Genomic DNA, 14089 nt, shown 5'->3' with positions numbered 1-14089 from the left:
GTTTCGCTCAATCGATGCGTAGGCGCCGCGCCTCAGAGCTTCATGCCGCGGCTGATGATCTCTTTCATGATCTCCGAAGTACCGGCGAAGATGCGCTGGATGCGCGCGTTCGCGTACATCTTGCAGATCGGATACTCCCACATGTAACCCCAGCCACCGTGCAGTTGCACGCCTTCATCGACCACCTTGCAGAGCAGCTCGGTGGTGAACAGCTTGGCCTCGGCGGCCACTTCGGGGGTGAGCTTCTTCTGGTTGTGGTCCATCACGCAGCGGTCGGTGAAGACCTGCGCCACGTCGATCTGCGTGCGCATCTCGGCGAGCTTGAAGCGGGTGTTCTGGAAGTGCGCCACGGGGCGATCGAAAGCCTTGCGCTCCTTCACGTAGTCGATGGTGGTGTTCAGCGCCGCCTCAGCGCCGGCCACCGCGCCGCAGGCATTGGTCAGGCGTTCCTGCGCCAGCATGTTCATCAGGTAGAAGAAGCCGCCCTTGGCATCACCGAGCAGGTTTTCCTTCGGCACTTTCACCTCGTTGAAGAACAGCTCGGCAGTGTCCTGGCTCTTCATGCCCAGCTTCTTCAGGTTGCGTCCGCGCTCGAAACCCTGCATGCCGCGCTCGACCACGAACAGGCCCATGGCGTGCTTGTTCGCCGGGTCGGTCTTGGCCGCGACTATCACCAGGTCCGCCAGCAGCCCGTTGGAAATGAATACCTTGGAGCCGTTGAGGACGTAGTGATCGCCCTTGTCCACCGCCGTGGTGCGCATGCCGGCGAGGTCGGAGCCGGCCGACGGCTCGGTCATTGCCACCGCCAGGATGCTCTCGCCACGGATGATGCCCGGCAGCCAGCGAGCCTTCTGCTCGGCGTTGCCGTATTCGGCGATGTACGGACCGCACAGCGCCGAGTGCAACGGGATCATGAAGCCCGGTTCGTTGATGGCGGCCAGTTCCTCACACATGATCTGTTCGTAGCGGAAATCCTTCAGAGCGGTGCCGCCGTACTCCTCCTCCGCCCAGGGCAGCAGGAAGCCCATCTCCCCAGCCTTGCGCCAGACGCTGCGGTCGACCACGCCGGCCTCTTCCCATTCTTCCTGGTGGGGCACCACTTCCTTGTCGAGGAAGGAACGGAATGCATCGCGGAACAGGTTGTGTTCGGTCTCGAAGTGATTGCGCAGCATGATCGACTCCCGGTGGGTTGAGTGCCCGCAGGGTAGGTGCTGGCTGCGCGCGGCCTCAATGACGCGAGCGCTCAGGGTCGATTGACGCAATCGCCCAGCAGGTGAGAGGGTGAAACCTTCCAAGGCTGCACCGGAGAGCGCCCGCATGCAGATTCGCCCTTTCCAGGCAGAGGACATCCCGCCGTACGAAAGCTGGTTCGACGATCCAGTGCTCTACGCGCAGCTGGGCCCGATGGATCGTTACTGGCTGGAGCAGGTGCTGAACAATCCGGAAACGGCTCAGTACAGCATTCTGCGTGGCGCTCTGCTGGTCGCGGTGGTGGGGATTTGCCTGCCCAGCCCGGCGCATCCGTATTATTTCGTCACCGACTTGGCTGTACGCCCGCAGTTGCGTGGCTCAGGCATAGGCCGCGCAGTAATGGCGCTGGTCATGGGCCGGCCGGAACTGCAGAGCAGCCCCCTGTGGCGTGCCAGCGTCAGGCCGGACAACCTGGGCGCGCTGGCTTTCCTCATCAAGCTGGGCTGGACACGACTGGAAATGGGCAATCCGTTCGATGAGTTGCTCGAGTTCGAATTCCGCCGGCGCCCGGCGGGGCCCTTGCTCCGCTGAACCGACCTGTGCGTAGGAGCGGACTCCGTCCGCGATGGCTGGCCGCCGTGCCGGGCTCACCCGATCGCGGATAAATCCGCTCCTACACCCGCAACAGCCCGGCGTTCATAGGCAAGCAATTTTCCGACTCCCATAAAAAAACCCCCGCCGAGGCGGGGGTTCACACAAAGGAGTCAAACGGTAGTGCTGTAGTTCTTAGAACACGTACTGCAGACGGGTCACGACACCGTTGCCATCGTCGTCGCCGTTGGCATTGCGGATGCCGTCGGTGCTGACGTGAACATAGTCCAGAGAGACCTTCACGGCTTCGTTGGCGTACCAGTTCACACCGATGGTGTTGGTGCTGGCCTTGGTGTCGCCCACGTCGCGGGTGGCAGTCGCCACGACCACGTTCGGGTCATCAACCTTGATGTGGTCGTAACGGTAGAAGACTTCCCAGGCACCGATTTCCTTGTTGGCCGGCTTGATGGTGTCGAACTTGGCGCCATCGAGCTTGTACACGCGGGACTCACCGGTGATGGTGTAGGCCAGCTGGCCGTAGTAGCCATCAGCCTTGATGTCTTCGTAGGCGTCGGCATCAGCCTTCAGCTTGCGCTTCAGGTATTCGGCCTGAGCGGAGAACGGGCCGATGGCGTAGGCGAATTCAGCACCCCAGGTGGAGTCGTCCTTGTAGGAACCGGCCGGGCTCAGGGTGGCGCCGCCGAAGGTGGCACGGTTGCCGTTGTCGCCAGCGTCGTTACCGCCGTTGGTGGCGATACCACGCATGCCCAGACGCGGACGGATGCGGGAGTCGAAGGCGGTGTCATCCAGGTCACGGTAGGCGTAGTCCACACCGATGTGCAGGACGTTGCCGTCGGTGTTCATCGGAGCGAACACGCCACGGAAGTTGAACTGCTTGACGCTGTCGCCGTCAGTGTCGTCAGCATCCTTGGCGTAGATGCCGGCGTCCAGGTAAGCCATGTTGGCGACGACGCCGCCAACCTGGGCACCCATGCCGTCCTGGTGGGTGTTGATCCAGTCAGCCAGTTCGTAGGCGGTGGTACGCTCGGTAGCGGTCACCCACTTGGAGCTGGTGGCTTTTTCCAGACCGAAGTCCGGATCGAAGCGGCCGAACTTCAGGGTAACCGGGGCGAAGCCGGTGTAGCTGAAGGAAGCTTCGTCGAAGTAACCGTTGTCAGCGTTACCGGAGTTGTGGGACATGTCGTAGTTGATCTGGTATTTCCAGTCTTTGTAGACAGTGCCGCCCAGTTCCAGGTAGGCGCGGCGGAAGTAGGCGCCGTCACCGTTGTTGCCGTTCTTGGTGTAGAAACCATCGAAGCGGCTGTAATCCGCTTGCAGACGGCCACCGAGCTTGAAGCTGAATTCCTTGTCGGTGGTGCCGACTTCAAGACCGCCTTTGGTCTTGATAACGATATCGGCGCCATCGGTGGTGACTGTGCCTGCGAAAGCCTGGGCGGAAACGGCCAGTGCCAGGGCAGTGGCGGCGTAACCGGCGAAGTGCTTACGGATCATCGAAGATTCCCCTTAATGGTATTTGCGTTGAACACGCCGAGTGCCTGGCTGCTGCGCGCCCCCCAAGGACTCGCACAGGCCGTTCTGGCGGCCCCCGTTTGTGTTGCTGGGAATCTTGGCGAGGGGTTATTTCAGATCGGTTGCTCGTAGATAAAACTTTTATTACAAAGGAACTTTTGATTTCTTTATGGCATAAAGGTGCTAAGCCGCGCGCCAGTAGGCTTGCAGGCACTTTCTGAAGTCCGCTTTACCGGTATGCTTTCACTTTCTCCTGAAAGACCTTCCCCGCTCAGGCTTTCCCATGCACGAACTGCAACCCCTGATCCAGCAGCACGGCCTTACCCTGCTGTTCTTCAATGTGCTGCTCGAACAGCTCGGCCTGCCGATTCCCGCCTACCCGGCGCTGATCGTCGCCGGCGCTCTTGCTCTGCAAGGCAGCGGCGTGCCGCTGGGGCAGGCGCTTGCCGTAGCGGTATTGGCTTGCCTGATCGCCGACCTGATCTGGTTCTGTGCCGGCCGACGCTACGGTGGCTTCATGCTGCGCAGCGTGTGCAAAGTCTCGCTGTCGCCGGACAGCTGCATCCGCCAGAGCCAGAGCCTTTACCTGCGCATCGGCCCGCGCGCGCTGCTGATCTCGCGCTTCCTCCCCGGCGCCAGCGCGCTGACCACCACCATGGCCGGCATGACCCGCACGCCGCTGCCACGCTTCCTCGCCTACGACTGTGCCGGTGCAGCGCTCTGGGCCGGCTCGGCGCTGATGCTCGGGAGCATCTTCAGCGATGCCGTGGACCGTGTGCTGGGCTGGCTCACCGAGTACGCCAGCGTCGGCGTGTCGGCATTACTGGGCGCCTTCACGCTGTTCATCGCCTGGAAGCTCTGGCAGCGCTTCAGCCTGCTCAAACGCACCGCGCGTATCCCGCGCATCAGCGTCGACGAGCTGCGGGCACGCCTGGACGCTGGCGAGCCGCCGCTAATTCTCGACGTGCGCGCGCAGTTCGATGACGAGGCGATTCCCGGCTCCATCGCCTTCAGCCTGGACGGGGCGCTGGACGAGCTGCGCGGCAGCCTGGAGGACAAGGACGTGGTGATCTACTGCGCCTGCCCCCACGAACTTTCCGCGGCCATGCTGGCGGAGCGGCTGCAGGCGTTCGGACACCCGCGTACGTGGGCACTGTCGGGCGGATTGGATGCATGGCGGGCGCAGATTCCAGCGCAGGTCTGAAACCTGGCGTAGGAGCGGACTCCGTCCGCGATAGGCCCGCATTACGCCAGAGACCATCGCGGACAGAGTCCGCTCCTACGTGAAAGTTCTGCGCTCGGGTCGGCCCTCACCCTAGCCCTCTCCCAAGGGGAGAGGGGACCGTTCGGTGCAGGATGAATCTTGGGGGCCAGCCGGCACGGACTGCTCCCTCTCCCCCGGGAGAGGGCTGGGGTGAGGGGAAAGCATCGGCACGGGCTTCCCGAGAAAGACAGCTGCTCCTGCGCCAATCGCCAGCGTAGGAGTGAGCTAACGATCAGCGGCGCGCGCTGTCCCGGCGCAGTTCGGCGAGATGGTCAGCCAGGCGCTCCGCGTCCGGGCGAGGCGGCTCTGGCAGCAGGCGCAGGGTCGCCTGGGTCAGGCGCATCTGCCGCAGATAGCGTCGACAGTTGCGGCACAACAGCAGATGCCGGCGCAACGCGAGCTTCTCGCGCCAGCCCAGTTGTTCGTCCAGCAGGTCGCTGGAGCGCGCTACCAGTTCCTTGCAGGTCAGCATTCCCCGGTCTCCTCGAAGTGCTCCACGGTGGCGAACACCTTCAGCCGTGCACGGTGCAGCAGCACCCTGGCATTGGAGAGCGAAACCTCCAGCAGATTACAGATCTCCTCCAACTCCAATCCCTGGCGCTCGCGCAACAGCAGCACGCTGCGCTGCAGTTCGGAGAGGCTGAGCAGGGTCTTCTCCAGGCATTCTCGGAGTTCGTCCTCAGCCAGCAGCGCCTCGGGCGAGTCCTCGTGCCAGGCCAGGGGCGCAGTGTTCCAGTGGCCGTCGGCGGCAAAACGGGAATCGTCGATGCTGCCATGAGGTGCTGGCAGATCGTCTAGCGACACATCACGACGGACCTTGCGCAGGCGGGATTTGGCGGTATTGGCGGTGATGGTCAGCAGCCAGGTCTTGAGGCTGGAGCGGCCCTGGAAACCATCGAGATTACGCACGGCGGCGAGCCAGGCGTCCTGCACCACTTCGTCGGCATGGACGCTGCCGACGATGGCGATGGCCACGGCACGCATCGCACCCTGGTAGGTGGCTACCAGGGTGCGGAAGGCCTGCTGGTCACCGGCCAGCAGGCGCGACAACAGCTCGCTGTCGTCGCTCTGCACGATCAGCGCTTGCGCAGGATCACGCTGCCGATGGAATAGCCGGCGCCGAAGGAACTCAGCACGCCGATGGAACCGGCGGGCAGGTCGTCCTGGTATTTGTGGAAGGCAATCACCGAACCGGCCGAGCTGGTGTTGGCATAGGTGTCGAGGATCACCGGCGCCTCGTGTGGCTCGGCGTCGCGGCCGATCAGCTTGCGGGTGATCAGCAGGTTCATGTTCAGGTTGGCCTGGTGCAGCCAGAAGCGCTTCACGTCGCTGACCGGGATGTCGTTCTGCGCCAGGTGCTCGCCAATCAGCTCGGCCACCATCGGGCAGACGTCCTTGAACACCTTGCGGCCTTCCTGCACGAACAGCTTGTCGCGAGTGCCGATGCCCTCTTCCGCGGCGCGGTTGAGGAAGCCAAAGTTGTTGCGGATGTTGTTGGAGAACTGCGTCAGCAGCTTGGTGCTGACCACGTCGAACTGGTGCTTGCTGGTGGCCTGGTCGGCGCGCTCGATGACCACGGCGGTGGCCGCGTCGCCGAAGATGAAGTGACTGTCGCGGTCGCGGAAGTTCAGGTGGCCAGTGCAGATTTCCGGGTTGACCATCAGGATCGCGCGGGCCTGACCCAGCTGCACGCTGTTCACCGCCGCCTGGATACCGAAGGTGGCCGAGGAACAGGCGACGTTCATGTCATAGCCGAAGCCCTGGATGCCAAGGGCAGCCTGCACTTCGATGGCAACCGCCGGGTAGGCGCGCTGCAGGTTGGAGCAGGCGACGATTACCCCGTCGATGTCCTCGGGCTTGCGGCCGGCGCGCTCCAGGGCCTGTTTGGCAGCGGCGGCAGCCATTTCGCAGAGGATGCCCCAGTCTTCGTTGGAACGCTCGGGAATGCGCGGAGCCATGCGCTGCGGGTCGAGGATGCCTTCCTTGTTCACCACGAAGCGGCTCTTGATCCCGGAAGCCTTCTCGATGAATGCCGAACTGGACTCGGAGAGAGCTTCCACTTCGCCCTTGGCGATAGCGTCAGCGTGCTGGTCGTTGTAGCTGCGGACGTAGCTGTTGAAGGATTCCACCAGTTCATCGTTGGAGATGCTGAACGGCGGGGTATACAGGCCGGTTCCGCTGATCACGACTTTATGCACGGTCAATCCTCTTCAATTCTCAAAGCCGCCGGGCCGGGCGGCTGGGTTAGGCATCAAGGTGCCCGCACACTGGCCGGCACTGAAATTTCTCGGCCTTTCGCGCCCTGCGCGAAGGCTCTGGGATGGCAATCCCTGCAACCGGGCAGTGTGCCATCCCCTGCGACGAGCGGCACCTCTGGCCGCCCGGCGGTTCGCGGTGTCACCACAGGTGCAACCACTGACCGCCGATTATGCTGCAATTTTCGCCGAAAAGCCGCCGTGCGAGGGCGGCAATTACGCAAGATTACGGACGTAAATCACGCCGCGCCTGTCCTGAAGCAACGGATTGAAATTTTTCACCGGCACCATAGGTTCAGTGTTGGCGCGCCCAGGCGCGCGATTCCTTATCCTTCAGTGCATTCCCGACTTTGCCAAGGAGACTTCAGGATGAGTGCCGCAAACCGCCCGGAAATGGACGAACAGACCCTGGAATTTGCCAATCAGGTCATTGATCTTGCCCGCCAGGGTGACACCCAGCGCCTGACGGAACTGCTCGGCCAGGGCCTGCCGGCCAATCTGCGCAATCACAAGGGCGACAGTCTGCTGATGCTGGCCAGCTACTACGGGCACCACGACACCGTGGCCGTGCTGCTCGAGCATGGCGCCGACCCGGACCTGCGCAACAACGCCGGGCAGACGCCCCTGGCCGGTGCCGCCTTCAAGGGCGACCTGGAGATGGTCCGCCTGCTGCTCAGCCACGGCGCCCAGGTGGAAGGCGCCTCCCCCGATGGAAAGACCGCACTGATGATGGCGGCAATGTTCAACCGCCCGGAGATCGTCCGCTGCCTGCTGGAACATGGCGCCGACCGCGAGGCCCGCGACGCCAGCGGCCTGACCGCTCTGGCCGCGGCGAAGATGATGGGCGCGGCCGACACCCTGGCACTGCTCGAAGCCGCCTGAGTCAGTCGATGCGCACCTGCTCGGCGAGGAAGTCGAGCACCGCGCGCACTCGCGCCGGCAGGTGCCCCGGCTTGCCCAGATAGAGCGCGTGCATCGGTTTTCGGTCGCCGGGATTGAACTCTTCCAGCACCGCCACCAGCCGTCCGGCGGCGATATCCTCGCGCACCTGGAACTCCGCCAGCCTTGCCAGCCCCAACCCGGCCAGCGCCAGGTGGCGCACGCTGTCGCCGTCACTGGCCAGCAGGTTGCCGCTGGGCTCGGGGGCATCCGCCGGCTTGCCGAGGAATGGCCAGTCCGGCTCGACCCGCCGGTAGCTGAAGCCGACGCAGTTGTATTCGCCCAGCTCGCGGGGGTGCTGCGGCGTACCGTGCCGCGCCAGATACTCGGGGGCGGCAACGATCTTGTGCCCGGACTCACCCAGTGAGCGCGCCACCAGCCGCGAATCGCGCAGCGGCCCGCTGCGGATGGCGACGTCCGCGCGTACCTCCAGCAGGTCCACCACCTCATCGGTCAGTTGCAGGTCGAGGCTGACACCGGGAAAGCGCTCGAAGAACAGCGGCAGCGCCGGGATAAGGAACTGCCTGCCGACCGGCAGGTTGCAGCTGATCCGCACCCTCCCCTGCGGCTCCGCGCTGGCCGAAGCTTCGCGCTCGGCCTCGTCCAGGTCGGCGAGGATACGCAGGCTCCGTTCATAGAAGGCCGCCCCCTCGGCCGTGAGCTGCTGACGCCGGGTGGAGCGGTTGAACAGCCGTGCGCCGAGACGATCCTCCAGGCGCGCCACCAGCTTGCTCACAGCGGACGGCGTCATTGCGCATTGCTGCGCGGCAGCAGTGAAGCCGCCAGTTTCCACCACGCGGATGAACACTTCCATTTCGCCGAAGCGGTTGACGTCGGGCCGGGCCATATTGAATTCAATTCACAGGTGATTTGCTCAAAGGCAGTCTATATCAACAATCTGCACGGGGATAAGGTGGCGCCCATTCTTCACTCCTTATGCAAATCAGCCTGGGAGAGCCATCGTGCCCATTGCCTTGTATGCCTTGACCGCCGGTGCCTTTGGCATCGGCGTTACCGAATTCGTGATCATGGGATTGCTGCTGGAGGTCGGTCATGACTTCGGCGTGTCGATCTCCGCCGCCGGCCTGCTGATCTCCGGCTACGCACTGGGCGTAGTGCTCGGCGCGCCGCTGCTCACCGCCCTTACCGCGCGCTGGCCGCAACGCCGCACACTGCTGGGGCTGATGGTGATCTTCACCCTCGGCAACCTGGCCTGTGCTCTGGCGCCTGACTACGCCACGCTGATGGCCGCGCGGGTGCTGACCTCCTTCGCCCATGGCACCTTCTTCGGCGTCGGCTCGGTGGTCGCCACCAGCCTGGTGCCCGCCGAGCGCCGGGCCTCGGCCATCGCCCTGATGTTCACCGGCCTCACCGTCGCCACCATCCTCGGCGTGCCGCTGGGTACCTGGCTCGGCCAGCTGTACGGCTGGCGTGCGGCCTTCTGGGTGGTGACCGGCATCGGTGTGCTGGCCCTGGCGATCCTGGCGATCTATCTGCCGCGTCACAGCGCTCCGCCGGCGGCCGGTAACCTGCGCGATGACTTCCGCGTGCTGAAACGCCCTGCCGTACTACTCGGCCTGCTGACCACCGTGCTCGGCTTCGGCGGTGTGTTCACCGTGTTCAGTTACGTATCGCCGCTGCTGACTCGCCTTGCCGGTTTCTCCGAGAGCGCGGTGTCACCGGTTCTGCTGGTGTTCGGCGGCGGCCTGGTGCTGGGCAACCTGCTCGGCGGCAAGCTGGCCGACCGCAGGCTGGTCCCGGCCCTGCTCGGCAGCCTGGTCGCACTGGCAGGGGTCATGGGGCTGATGAGCTTCGCGCTGCAGAACCAGGTCGCCGTGGTCATCTTCATCGCGTTGCTCGGCGCTGCCGGTTTCGCCACCGTGCCGCCACTGCAGATGTGGGTGCTGGAGAAGGCCCACGGCGCCGGCCAGAGCGTCGCGGCCAGCTTCAATATCGCCGCGTTCAACCTGGGCAACGCCCTGGGCGCCTGGCTCGGCGGCATGACCATCGACCACGGCCCCGGCCTCGCTGCGCTGCCCTGGGTGGGCGCGCTGCTGCCGCTCGCGGCCATCGCCACAGCGCTGATCTGCCTGCGCCTGGAGCGTGGGCCGGCACTGTCGGCGGCGACCGTCCAGCAGGCCCGGTGAACGATCGGCGAAACCGCACTGTCGAGGAAAGGGGCGCGCATTGTCGCGCCCCTTTGTTTTTATCCACAGACGGAGGGCACGCCGCCCCATGCTGGTTTCGCTTCAGGCTTTACGGGCACTGGCCGCCTGGCTGGTGGTCTTCCATCACTTCATGCAGGTGTTCTTTGACTTCCGCGCCGACAGCCTCGGCGGCAGATTGCTCTCTACCCGTGGCCAGGTCGGCGTCGACATCTTCTTCGTCCTCAGTGGCTTCGTGATCCACCTTTCCAGCGCCGGCCGACCGTTGTCGCCGCTGACCTTCCTGGTCCAGCGCCTGGCCCGCGTCGCCCCGGCTTACTGGCTGTATACGGCGATCACCGCATTGATCATCTACGCCTTCGCCGACGTGATGCCGGTCTACGGCGTCGGTGGCAAGTCGCTGCTGCTCTCGCTGCTGTTCATCCCCAGCGAAAACCCCGGCGGATTCGGCAAGTACCCGGTGCTGCCGGTAGGCTGGACGCTGAACTTCGAGATGCTCTTCTACGCCCTGTTCGCTCTCTCCTTCCTGGTCGCTGAACGCTGGCGTGCCTGGCTGGTGACCGCGCTGGTGCTGGTGGTGGCGCAGGTCCTGGCGCGCGAGCCCTGGATCAGCAACTTCTACCGCAACCCGATCATCTTCGAATTCCTCCTCGGCCTTGGCCTTGCCGCGTTGTATCGGCGCGGTTGGCTGAACCTGCCCAGGCCGCTGGCCCTGCTGTTGGCCGCCCTGGCGGTGACGACCATCGCGCTGTTCCCTGCCGACCACCCCTGGCGCCTGTTGACCTGGGGCCTTCCCGCCGCGGTGCTGCTGGCCGCCTGCGTGGCCCTGGAGCCGCTGTTCGAGCGCAGCCGGGTGCTGCACGCGCTCGGCGACTGGTCCTATTCGGTGTACCTGCTGCACGTGATCGTGCTCTGGCTGGCAGCCTACTGGCTGCATGAACGGCTGGGCCTGACGCCGTACCAGACACTGGGCATCAGCGTGCCGGCGATCCTGCTGCTGTCCTGGCTGAGCTACGAATGGGTGGAACGGAAGATGGCGCGGCAGTTGCGCAGCGCCTATGCGCGAATTGCCGAGCCGCTGGCGGCGAAGCGCGCTCAGGCCGGGTCGCTGTAGACCAGGCGATTGCGCCCCTCGGCCTTGCCGCGATACAGGCGGCGGTCGGTGCAACGGTAGAGTTCGTCGGCATCCAGGCCGTCGCCCGGCCACTCGGCGAGGCCGAAGGTAGCGGAAATCTGAATACGCTCCCCGTGATAGATCAGCGGCGCTTCGTCGATATCGCGGCGCAGGGATTCCACCAGCGGCTTGGCGTCGAAGCGGTCGGTGAAGGGCAGCAGCAGGCCGAACTCCTCGCCGCCCAGCCGGCCGATCAGGTCGGTGGCGCGCAGGCGGTGGCGCAGGCGATTGCACAGGTGCTGCAGGGCCTTGTCGCCGGCATCGTGGCCCCACTGGTCGTTGATGTTCTTGAAGTGGTCGACATCCAGCACCACCAGCACCAGGCGCGTCTCGTACCGCGCCGACTCCTGAATGCAGCGCCGCAACGTACGCTGAAAACTCTCACGACTGGCCACGCCAGTCAGCGCATCGGTCAGCGCCAGATGCCGCAGCTGTTTGTAGGCGGCGGCGCGGCGCTCCTCGTAGACATGCATGAAGGCAATCACCAGCACCCCGCAAAAGATGCCGTTGCCGATGTCGATCAGCCCCGCGGCATCCAGGCTCAGGGGGTTGGCATGCAGGTACATCAGCGTGGCGACCAGCATGAACGGCACGGCGAGCAGGAAGCCGCGCCACTTGCCCAGCAGCAGGTAGGCCATCACCGGCATCAGGTAGACCCAGACGAAAGCCGACGCCGAAGCATTGGGCATGACGATGATGTAGAGGATGAAGCAGAACGTCGGCAGCAGATAGGCAATGATCCAGGGGACCAGGCGCGTCACCCGCTTGAGCCGCTGTGCGGCCCACAGCAACAGGCCACAGGTGATCAGCTCGGCGCCGGCCAGCCAGTAATTACCGGCGAAGCACTGCAGAATCGAGAACACCCCCAGGGTCGCCCCGGTGCAACCGAAGATCAGCCGCATCAACAGGCGATGATCAGCCTCTTCCAGGCCGGTCGGTCCGGCGCTGGGCTCGAACAGGTGGTCGGGATCGCTGTTGCGGTGCATCGGCCCTGCTCCTTGGCTCGACCGCCCGGCGGGTCGGCCTCAATGGCGGCACTCGGGCACTCCAGCCCAAATCACATGTGCTGAAGACTACTCCAATTTCCTACAGCGCGTAGGCAAGCCGACGGAATCCGCCCGGATGGGCTAGCCTAGGCTGCAGTGTCCATGGAGGAAGTCTATGCGTTCGATCCTTGCCGTCCTGTCCCTGCTCGCGCTTTCCGGCTGTGCGTCGTACCAGAGCGATGATGTCCAACCTGTCCCCACCGACCGCCTGCTGGCCTATCAGCAACCGGGCAAGGACAGCGTCAAGGTCGACGTCACCCGGGATGTCGGCTACATCGGCGGCGGCTGCTACGTCGCCCTCACCATCGATCACGAGATAGCTGCGCGCATCGGCAAGGGCGAGGCAGCCAGCTTCCACGTGCCGGCCGGCAAGCACGTGGTCGGCATCATTGGCGACAAGGACGGCGACGGCCTGTGCAGCAAGGCCATGTTGCGCCGCGAACTGCTGGTGCCGCTGGAGCCGGGCGGCAGCAACGCCTTCCGTATCGTCAGCGACAACCGCACCGGTTTCGATATCAAGCCGGCGGTCGAGTAAGCCCCGACCGCCAGGGCGCGTCTCAGCCGTTCAGACGGGCAACGAGGCGCGCCTGCAACTTCTCCAGCTCCCCCGCCTCGGCCTTGTTCGCCGCGTGAATCCCCAGGCCCTCGCCGGCATAGCGCGGGACGATGTGCACGTGGATGTGGAACACCGTCTGCCCGGCCGGCGCACCGTTGAACTGGGCGACCTGCACACCATCGGGATTGAGTTCGTCGACGATCACGCCGGTCAGGCGCTGCACCACGCGCATCACCTTGGCCAAGGCGTCGGGGTCGACTTCGAGGATATTGCGCGCCGGAGAATTCTTCGGAATCACCAGGGCATGGCCGTAGGACTGCGGGAACAGGTCGAGGAAGGCGAGCACGTCGTCGTCTTCGTACAGCTTGTAGCAGGGAGCGTCGCCGCGAATGATCTGGGCGAAGATGTTCTGCGGATCGTAGGTGCCGTGCAGGCTCATGGTGGGTTCCTTCTCCGGTGACTATGGGGCCGCACCTTACCTTTTTGTCGCGCGCGGGTCATGACCGACCGCTTCCGGAGGTCTATCCTGAGGCCTTCCGTTGCTTTCCCCAGTGACCTGACCGGAGTATGCATGTCAGACCTTTCCGCGTTCCCCATCACCCGCAAATGGCCCGCCGAACACCCTGACCGCCTGCAGCTGTATTCGCTGCCCACGCCCAACGGCGTGAAGGTGTCGATCATGCTGGAAGAGCTCGGCCTGCCCTACGAGCCGCACCTGGTCAGCTTCGAGCGCAACGACCAGATGAGCCCGGAATTCCTCTCGCTGAACCCGAATAACAAGATTCCGGCGATCCTCGACCCCAACGGGCCGGACGGCCAGCCGCTGGCGCTGTTCGAGTCCGGCGCGATCCTGGTCTACCTCGCCGACAAGACCGACTCGCTGCTCGCCCCCGGCGCCAGCGGCCGCTATGAGACGCTGCAGTGGCTGATGTTCCAGATGGGCGGGATCGGCCCGATGTTCGGCCAGATCGGCTTCTTCAACAAATTTGCCGGCAAGGACTACGAGGACAAACGCCCGCTGCAGCGCTACGTCGACGAAGCCAAGCGCCTGCTGGCCGTGCTCGACCAGCGCCTGGAAGGCCGCGACTGGATCATGGGCGAACGCTACACCATCGCCGACATCGCCACCTTCCCGTGGATTCGCAACCTGATCGGCTTCTACGAGGCGGGTGAACTGGTGGGCTTCGACAACTTCCACAACGTCAAGCGCGTGCTGGAACGCTTCCTCGCGCGGCCGGCAGTGCAGCGCGGGCTGAACATCCCGAAACGGGATTGACGGTTCACTCCCTGTAGGAGCGAGCTTGCTCGCGAACCCGCCCGGCTTCAGAACTGCCGGGAAACGCTTCGCGAGCAAGCTCGCTCCTACAAAAAGCCTCAG

At 64.5% G+C, this 14089-nt stretch carries 15 protein-coding genes; 7 read left to right on the top strand and 8 right to left on the bottom strand.

What is annotated here, in order from left to right:
* Positions 1-32: 32 nt before the first annotated feature.
* Complete coding sequence (locus N5C91_RS03320; RefSeq protein WP_279827967.1) at positions 33-1172, bottom strand: acyl-CoA dehydrogenase family protein; 1140 nt, start codon at positions 1170-1172, stop codon at positions 33-35.
* A 145-nt stretch (positions 1173-1317) separates the two neighbouring features.
* Here N5C91_RS03320 and N5C91_RS03315 point away from each other — a divergent pair, with 145 nt between their 5' ends.
* Entirely contained in the window at positions 1318-1782 is a 465-nt protein-coding gene (locus N5C91_RS03315) for a GNAT family N-acetyltransferase (protein WP_279827966.1), read from the top strand.
* Positions 1783-1977: 195 nt separating this feature from the next.
* On the opposite strand, the gene N5C91_RS03310 is transcribed toward N5C91_RS03315, so the two are convergent.
* Complete coding sequence (locus N5C91_RS03310; RefSeq protein WP_236201479.1) at positions 1978-3294, bottom strand: OprO/OprP family phosphate-selective porin; 1317 nt, start codon at positions 3292-3294, stop codon at positions 1978-1980.
* A 301-nt stretch (positions 3295-3595) separates the two neighbouring features.
* Here N5C91_RS03310 and N5C91_RS03305 point away from each other — a divergent pair, with 301 nt between their 5' ends.
* The gene (locus tag N5C91_RS03305) at positions 3596-4516 is read left to right on the top strand and encodes a DedA family protein/thiosulfate sulfurtransferase GlpE (RefSeq protein WP_279827965.1); all 921 of its coding nucleotides are present in this window, start codon (positions 3596-3598) and stop codon (positions 4514-4516) included.
* A 292-nt stretch (positions 4517-4808) separates the two neighbouring features.
* Here N5C91_RS03305 and N5C91_RS03300 read toward each other — a convergent pair whose 3' ends face one another.
* The 3 genes from N5C91_RS03300 to N5C91_RS03290 are packed head-to-tail and all read right to left on the bottom strand — an operon-like array spanning position 4809 to position 6774.
* Complete coding sequence (locus tag N5C91_RS03300) at positions 4809-5048, bottom strand: zf-HC2 domain-containing protein (RefSeq protein ID WP_236171707.1); 240 nt, start codon at positions 5046-5048, stop codon at positions 4809-4811.
* Positions 5042-5650, bottom strand: coding sequence for an RNA polymerase sigma factor (locus N5C91_RS03295; protein WP_279827963.1), 609 nt, complete (start codon positions 5648-5650; stop codon positions 5042-5044). Before N5C91_RS03295 ends, N5C91_RS03300 begins: the two co-directional genes overlap by 7 nt.
* 2 nt (positions 5651-5652) lie before the next feature.
* Positions 5653-6774 (bottom strand): beta-ketoacyl-ACP synthase III, encoded by a 1122-nt coding sequence (locus N5C91_RS03290; RefSeq protein ID WP_236171711.1) that lies wholly within the window; start codon positions 6772-6774, stop codon positions 5653-5655.
* A 426-nt stretch (positions 6775-7200) separates the two neighbouring features.
* On the opposite strand from N5C91_RS03290, the gene N5C91_RS03285 reads away from it, so the two are divergent.
* Positions 7201-7713, top strand: coding sequence for an ankyrin repeat domain-containing protein (locus tag N5C91_RS03285; protein WP_236201477.1), 513 nt, complete (start codon positions 7201-7203; stop codon positions 7711-7713).
* A 1-nt stretch (position 7714) separates the two neighbouring features.
* Here the strand turns inward: N5C91_RS03285 and N5C91_RS03280 are convergent, their stop codons facing one another.
* Complete coding sequence (locus tag N5C91_RS03280) at positions 7715-8617, bottom strand: LysR family transcriptional regulator (protein ID WP_236171716.1); 903 nt, start codon at positions 8615-8617, stop codon at positions 7715-7717.
* Positions 8618-8732: 115 nt separating this feature from the next.
* Here N5C91_RS03280 and N5C91_RS03275 point away from each other — a divergent pair, with 115 nt between their 5' ends.
* Entirely contained in the window at positions 8733-9917 is a 1185-nt protein-coding gene (locus N5C91_RS03275; protein WP_279827959.1) for an MFS transporter, read from the top strand.
* An 88-nt stretch (positions 9918-10005) separates the two neighbouring features.
* On the top strand, positions 10006-11049 hold the full coding sequence (locus tag N5C91_RS03270; protein WP_236171718.1) for an acyltransferase: 1044 nt from the start codon (positions 10006-10008) through the stop codon (positions 11047-11049).
* Here N5C91_RS03270 and N5C91_RS03265 read toward each other — a convergent pair.
* On the bottom strand, positions 11031-12095 hold the full coding sequence (locus tag N5C91_RS03265) for a GGDEF domain-containing protein (protein WP_236171720.1): 1065 nt from the start codon (positions 12093-12095) through the stop codon (positions 11031-11033). The two genes, N5C91_RS03270 and N5C91_RS03265, sit on opposite strands and share 19 nt — an antisense overlap.
* 175 nt (positions 12096-12270) lie before the next feature.
* On the opposite strand from N5C91_RS03265, the gene N5C91_RS03260 reads away from it, so the two are divergent.
* Complete coding sequence (locus tag N5C91_RS03260) at positions 12271-12690, top strand: 3-isopropylmalate dehydratase (RefSeq protein WP_279827956.1); 420 nt, start codon at positions 12271-12273, stop codon at positions 12688-12690.
* Positions 12691-12712: 22 nt separating this feature from the next.
* Here the strand turns inward: N5C91_RS03260 and N5C91_RS03255 are convergent, their stop codons facing one another.
* Positions 12713-13150, bottom strand: a complete 438-nt coding sequence (locus tag N5C91_RS03255; RefSeq protein WP_279827954.1) for an HIT family protein — start codon at positions 13148-13150, stop codon at positions 12713-12715.
* Between the two features lie 132 nt (positions 13151-13282).
* On the opposite strand from N5C91_RS03255, the gene N5C91_RS03250 reads away from it, so the two are divergent.
* Positions 13283-13987, top strand: coding sequence for a glutathione binding-like protein (locus N5C91_RS03250; RefSeq protein WP_236171726.1), 705 nt, complete (start codon positions 13283-13285; stop codon positions 13985-13987).
* Positions 13988-14089 lie beyond the last annotated feature (102 nt).

The organism is Pseudomonas sp. GD03903 (genome assembly GCF_029840045.1).
Taxonomy (GTDB): Bacteria; Pseudomonadota; Gammaproteobacteria; order Pseudomonadales; family Pseudomonadaceae; genus Pseudomonas; species Pseudomonas pseudonitroreducens.
This window is presented reverse-complemented; position numbering and strand designations above follow the sequence as displayed.

What these genes read in the sequence shown, in the direction of transcription:
- N5C91_RS03320 (WP_279827967.1), bottom strand. Translation starts at nt 1,172, where the DNA reads ATGCTGCGCAATCACTTCGAGACCGAACACAACCTGTTCCGCGATGCA.
- N5C91_RS03315 (WP_279827966.1), top strand. Translation starts at nt 1,318, where the DNA reads ATGCAGATTCGCCCTTTCCAGGCAGAGGACATCCCGCCGTACGAAAGC.
- N5C91_RS03310 (WP_236201479.1), bottom strand. Translation starts at nt 3,294, where the DNA reads ATGATCCGTAAGCACTTCGCCGGTTACGCCGCCACTGCCCTGGCACTG.
- N5C91_RS03305 (WP_279827965.1), top strand. Translation starts at nt 3,596, where the DNA reads ATGCACGAACTGCAACCCCTGATCCAGCAGCACGGCCTTACCCTGCTG.
- N5C91_RS03300 (WP_236171707.1), bottom strand. Translation starts at nt 5,048, where the DNA reads ATGCTGACCTGCAAGGAACTGGTAGCGCGCTCCAGCGACCTGCTGGAC.
- N5C91_RS03285 (WP_236201477.1), top strand. Translation starts at nt 7,201, where the DNA reads ATGAGTGCCGCAAACCGCCCGGAAATGGACGAACAGACCCTGGAATTT.
- N5C91_RS03280 (WP_236171716.1), bottom strand. Translation starts at nt 8,617, where the DNA reads ATGGCCCGGCCCGACGTCAACCGCTTCGGCGAAATGGAAGTGTTCATC.
- N5C91_RS03270 (WP_236171718.1), top strand. Translation starts at nt 10,006, where the DNA reads ATGCTGGTTTCGCTTCAGGCTTTACGGGCACTGGCCGCCTGGCTGGTG.
- N5C91_RS03265 (WP_236171720.1), bottom strand. Translation starts at nt 12,095, where the DNA reads ATGCACCGCAACAGCGATCCCGACCACCTGTTCGAGCCCAGCGCCGGA.
- N5C91_RS03260 (WP_279827956.1), top strand. Translation starts at nt 12,271, where the DNA reads ATGCGTTCGATCCTTGCCGTCCTGTCCCTGCTCGCGCTTTCCGGCTGT.
- N5C91_RS03255 (WP_279827954.1), bottom strand. Translation starts at nt 13,150, where the DNA reads ATGAGCCTGCACGGCACCTACGATCCGCAGAACATCTTCGCCCAGATC.
- N5C91_RS03250 (WP_236171726.1), top strand. Translation starts at nt 13,283, where the DNA reads ATGTCAGACCTTTCCGCGTTCCCCATCACCCGCAAATGGCCCGCCGAA.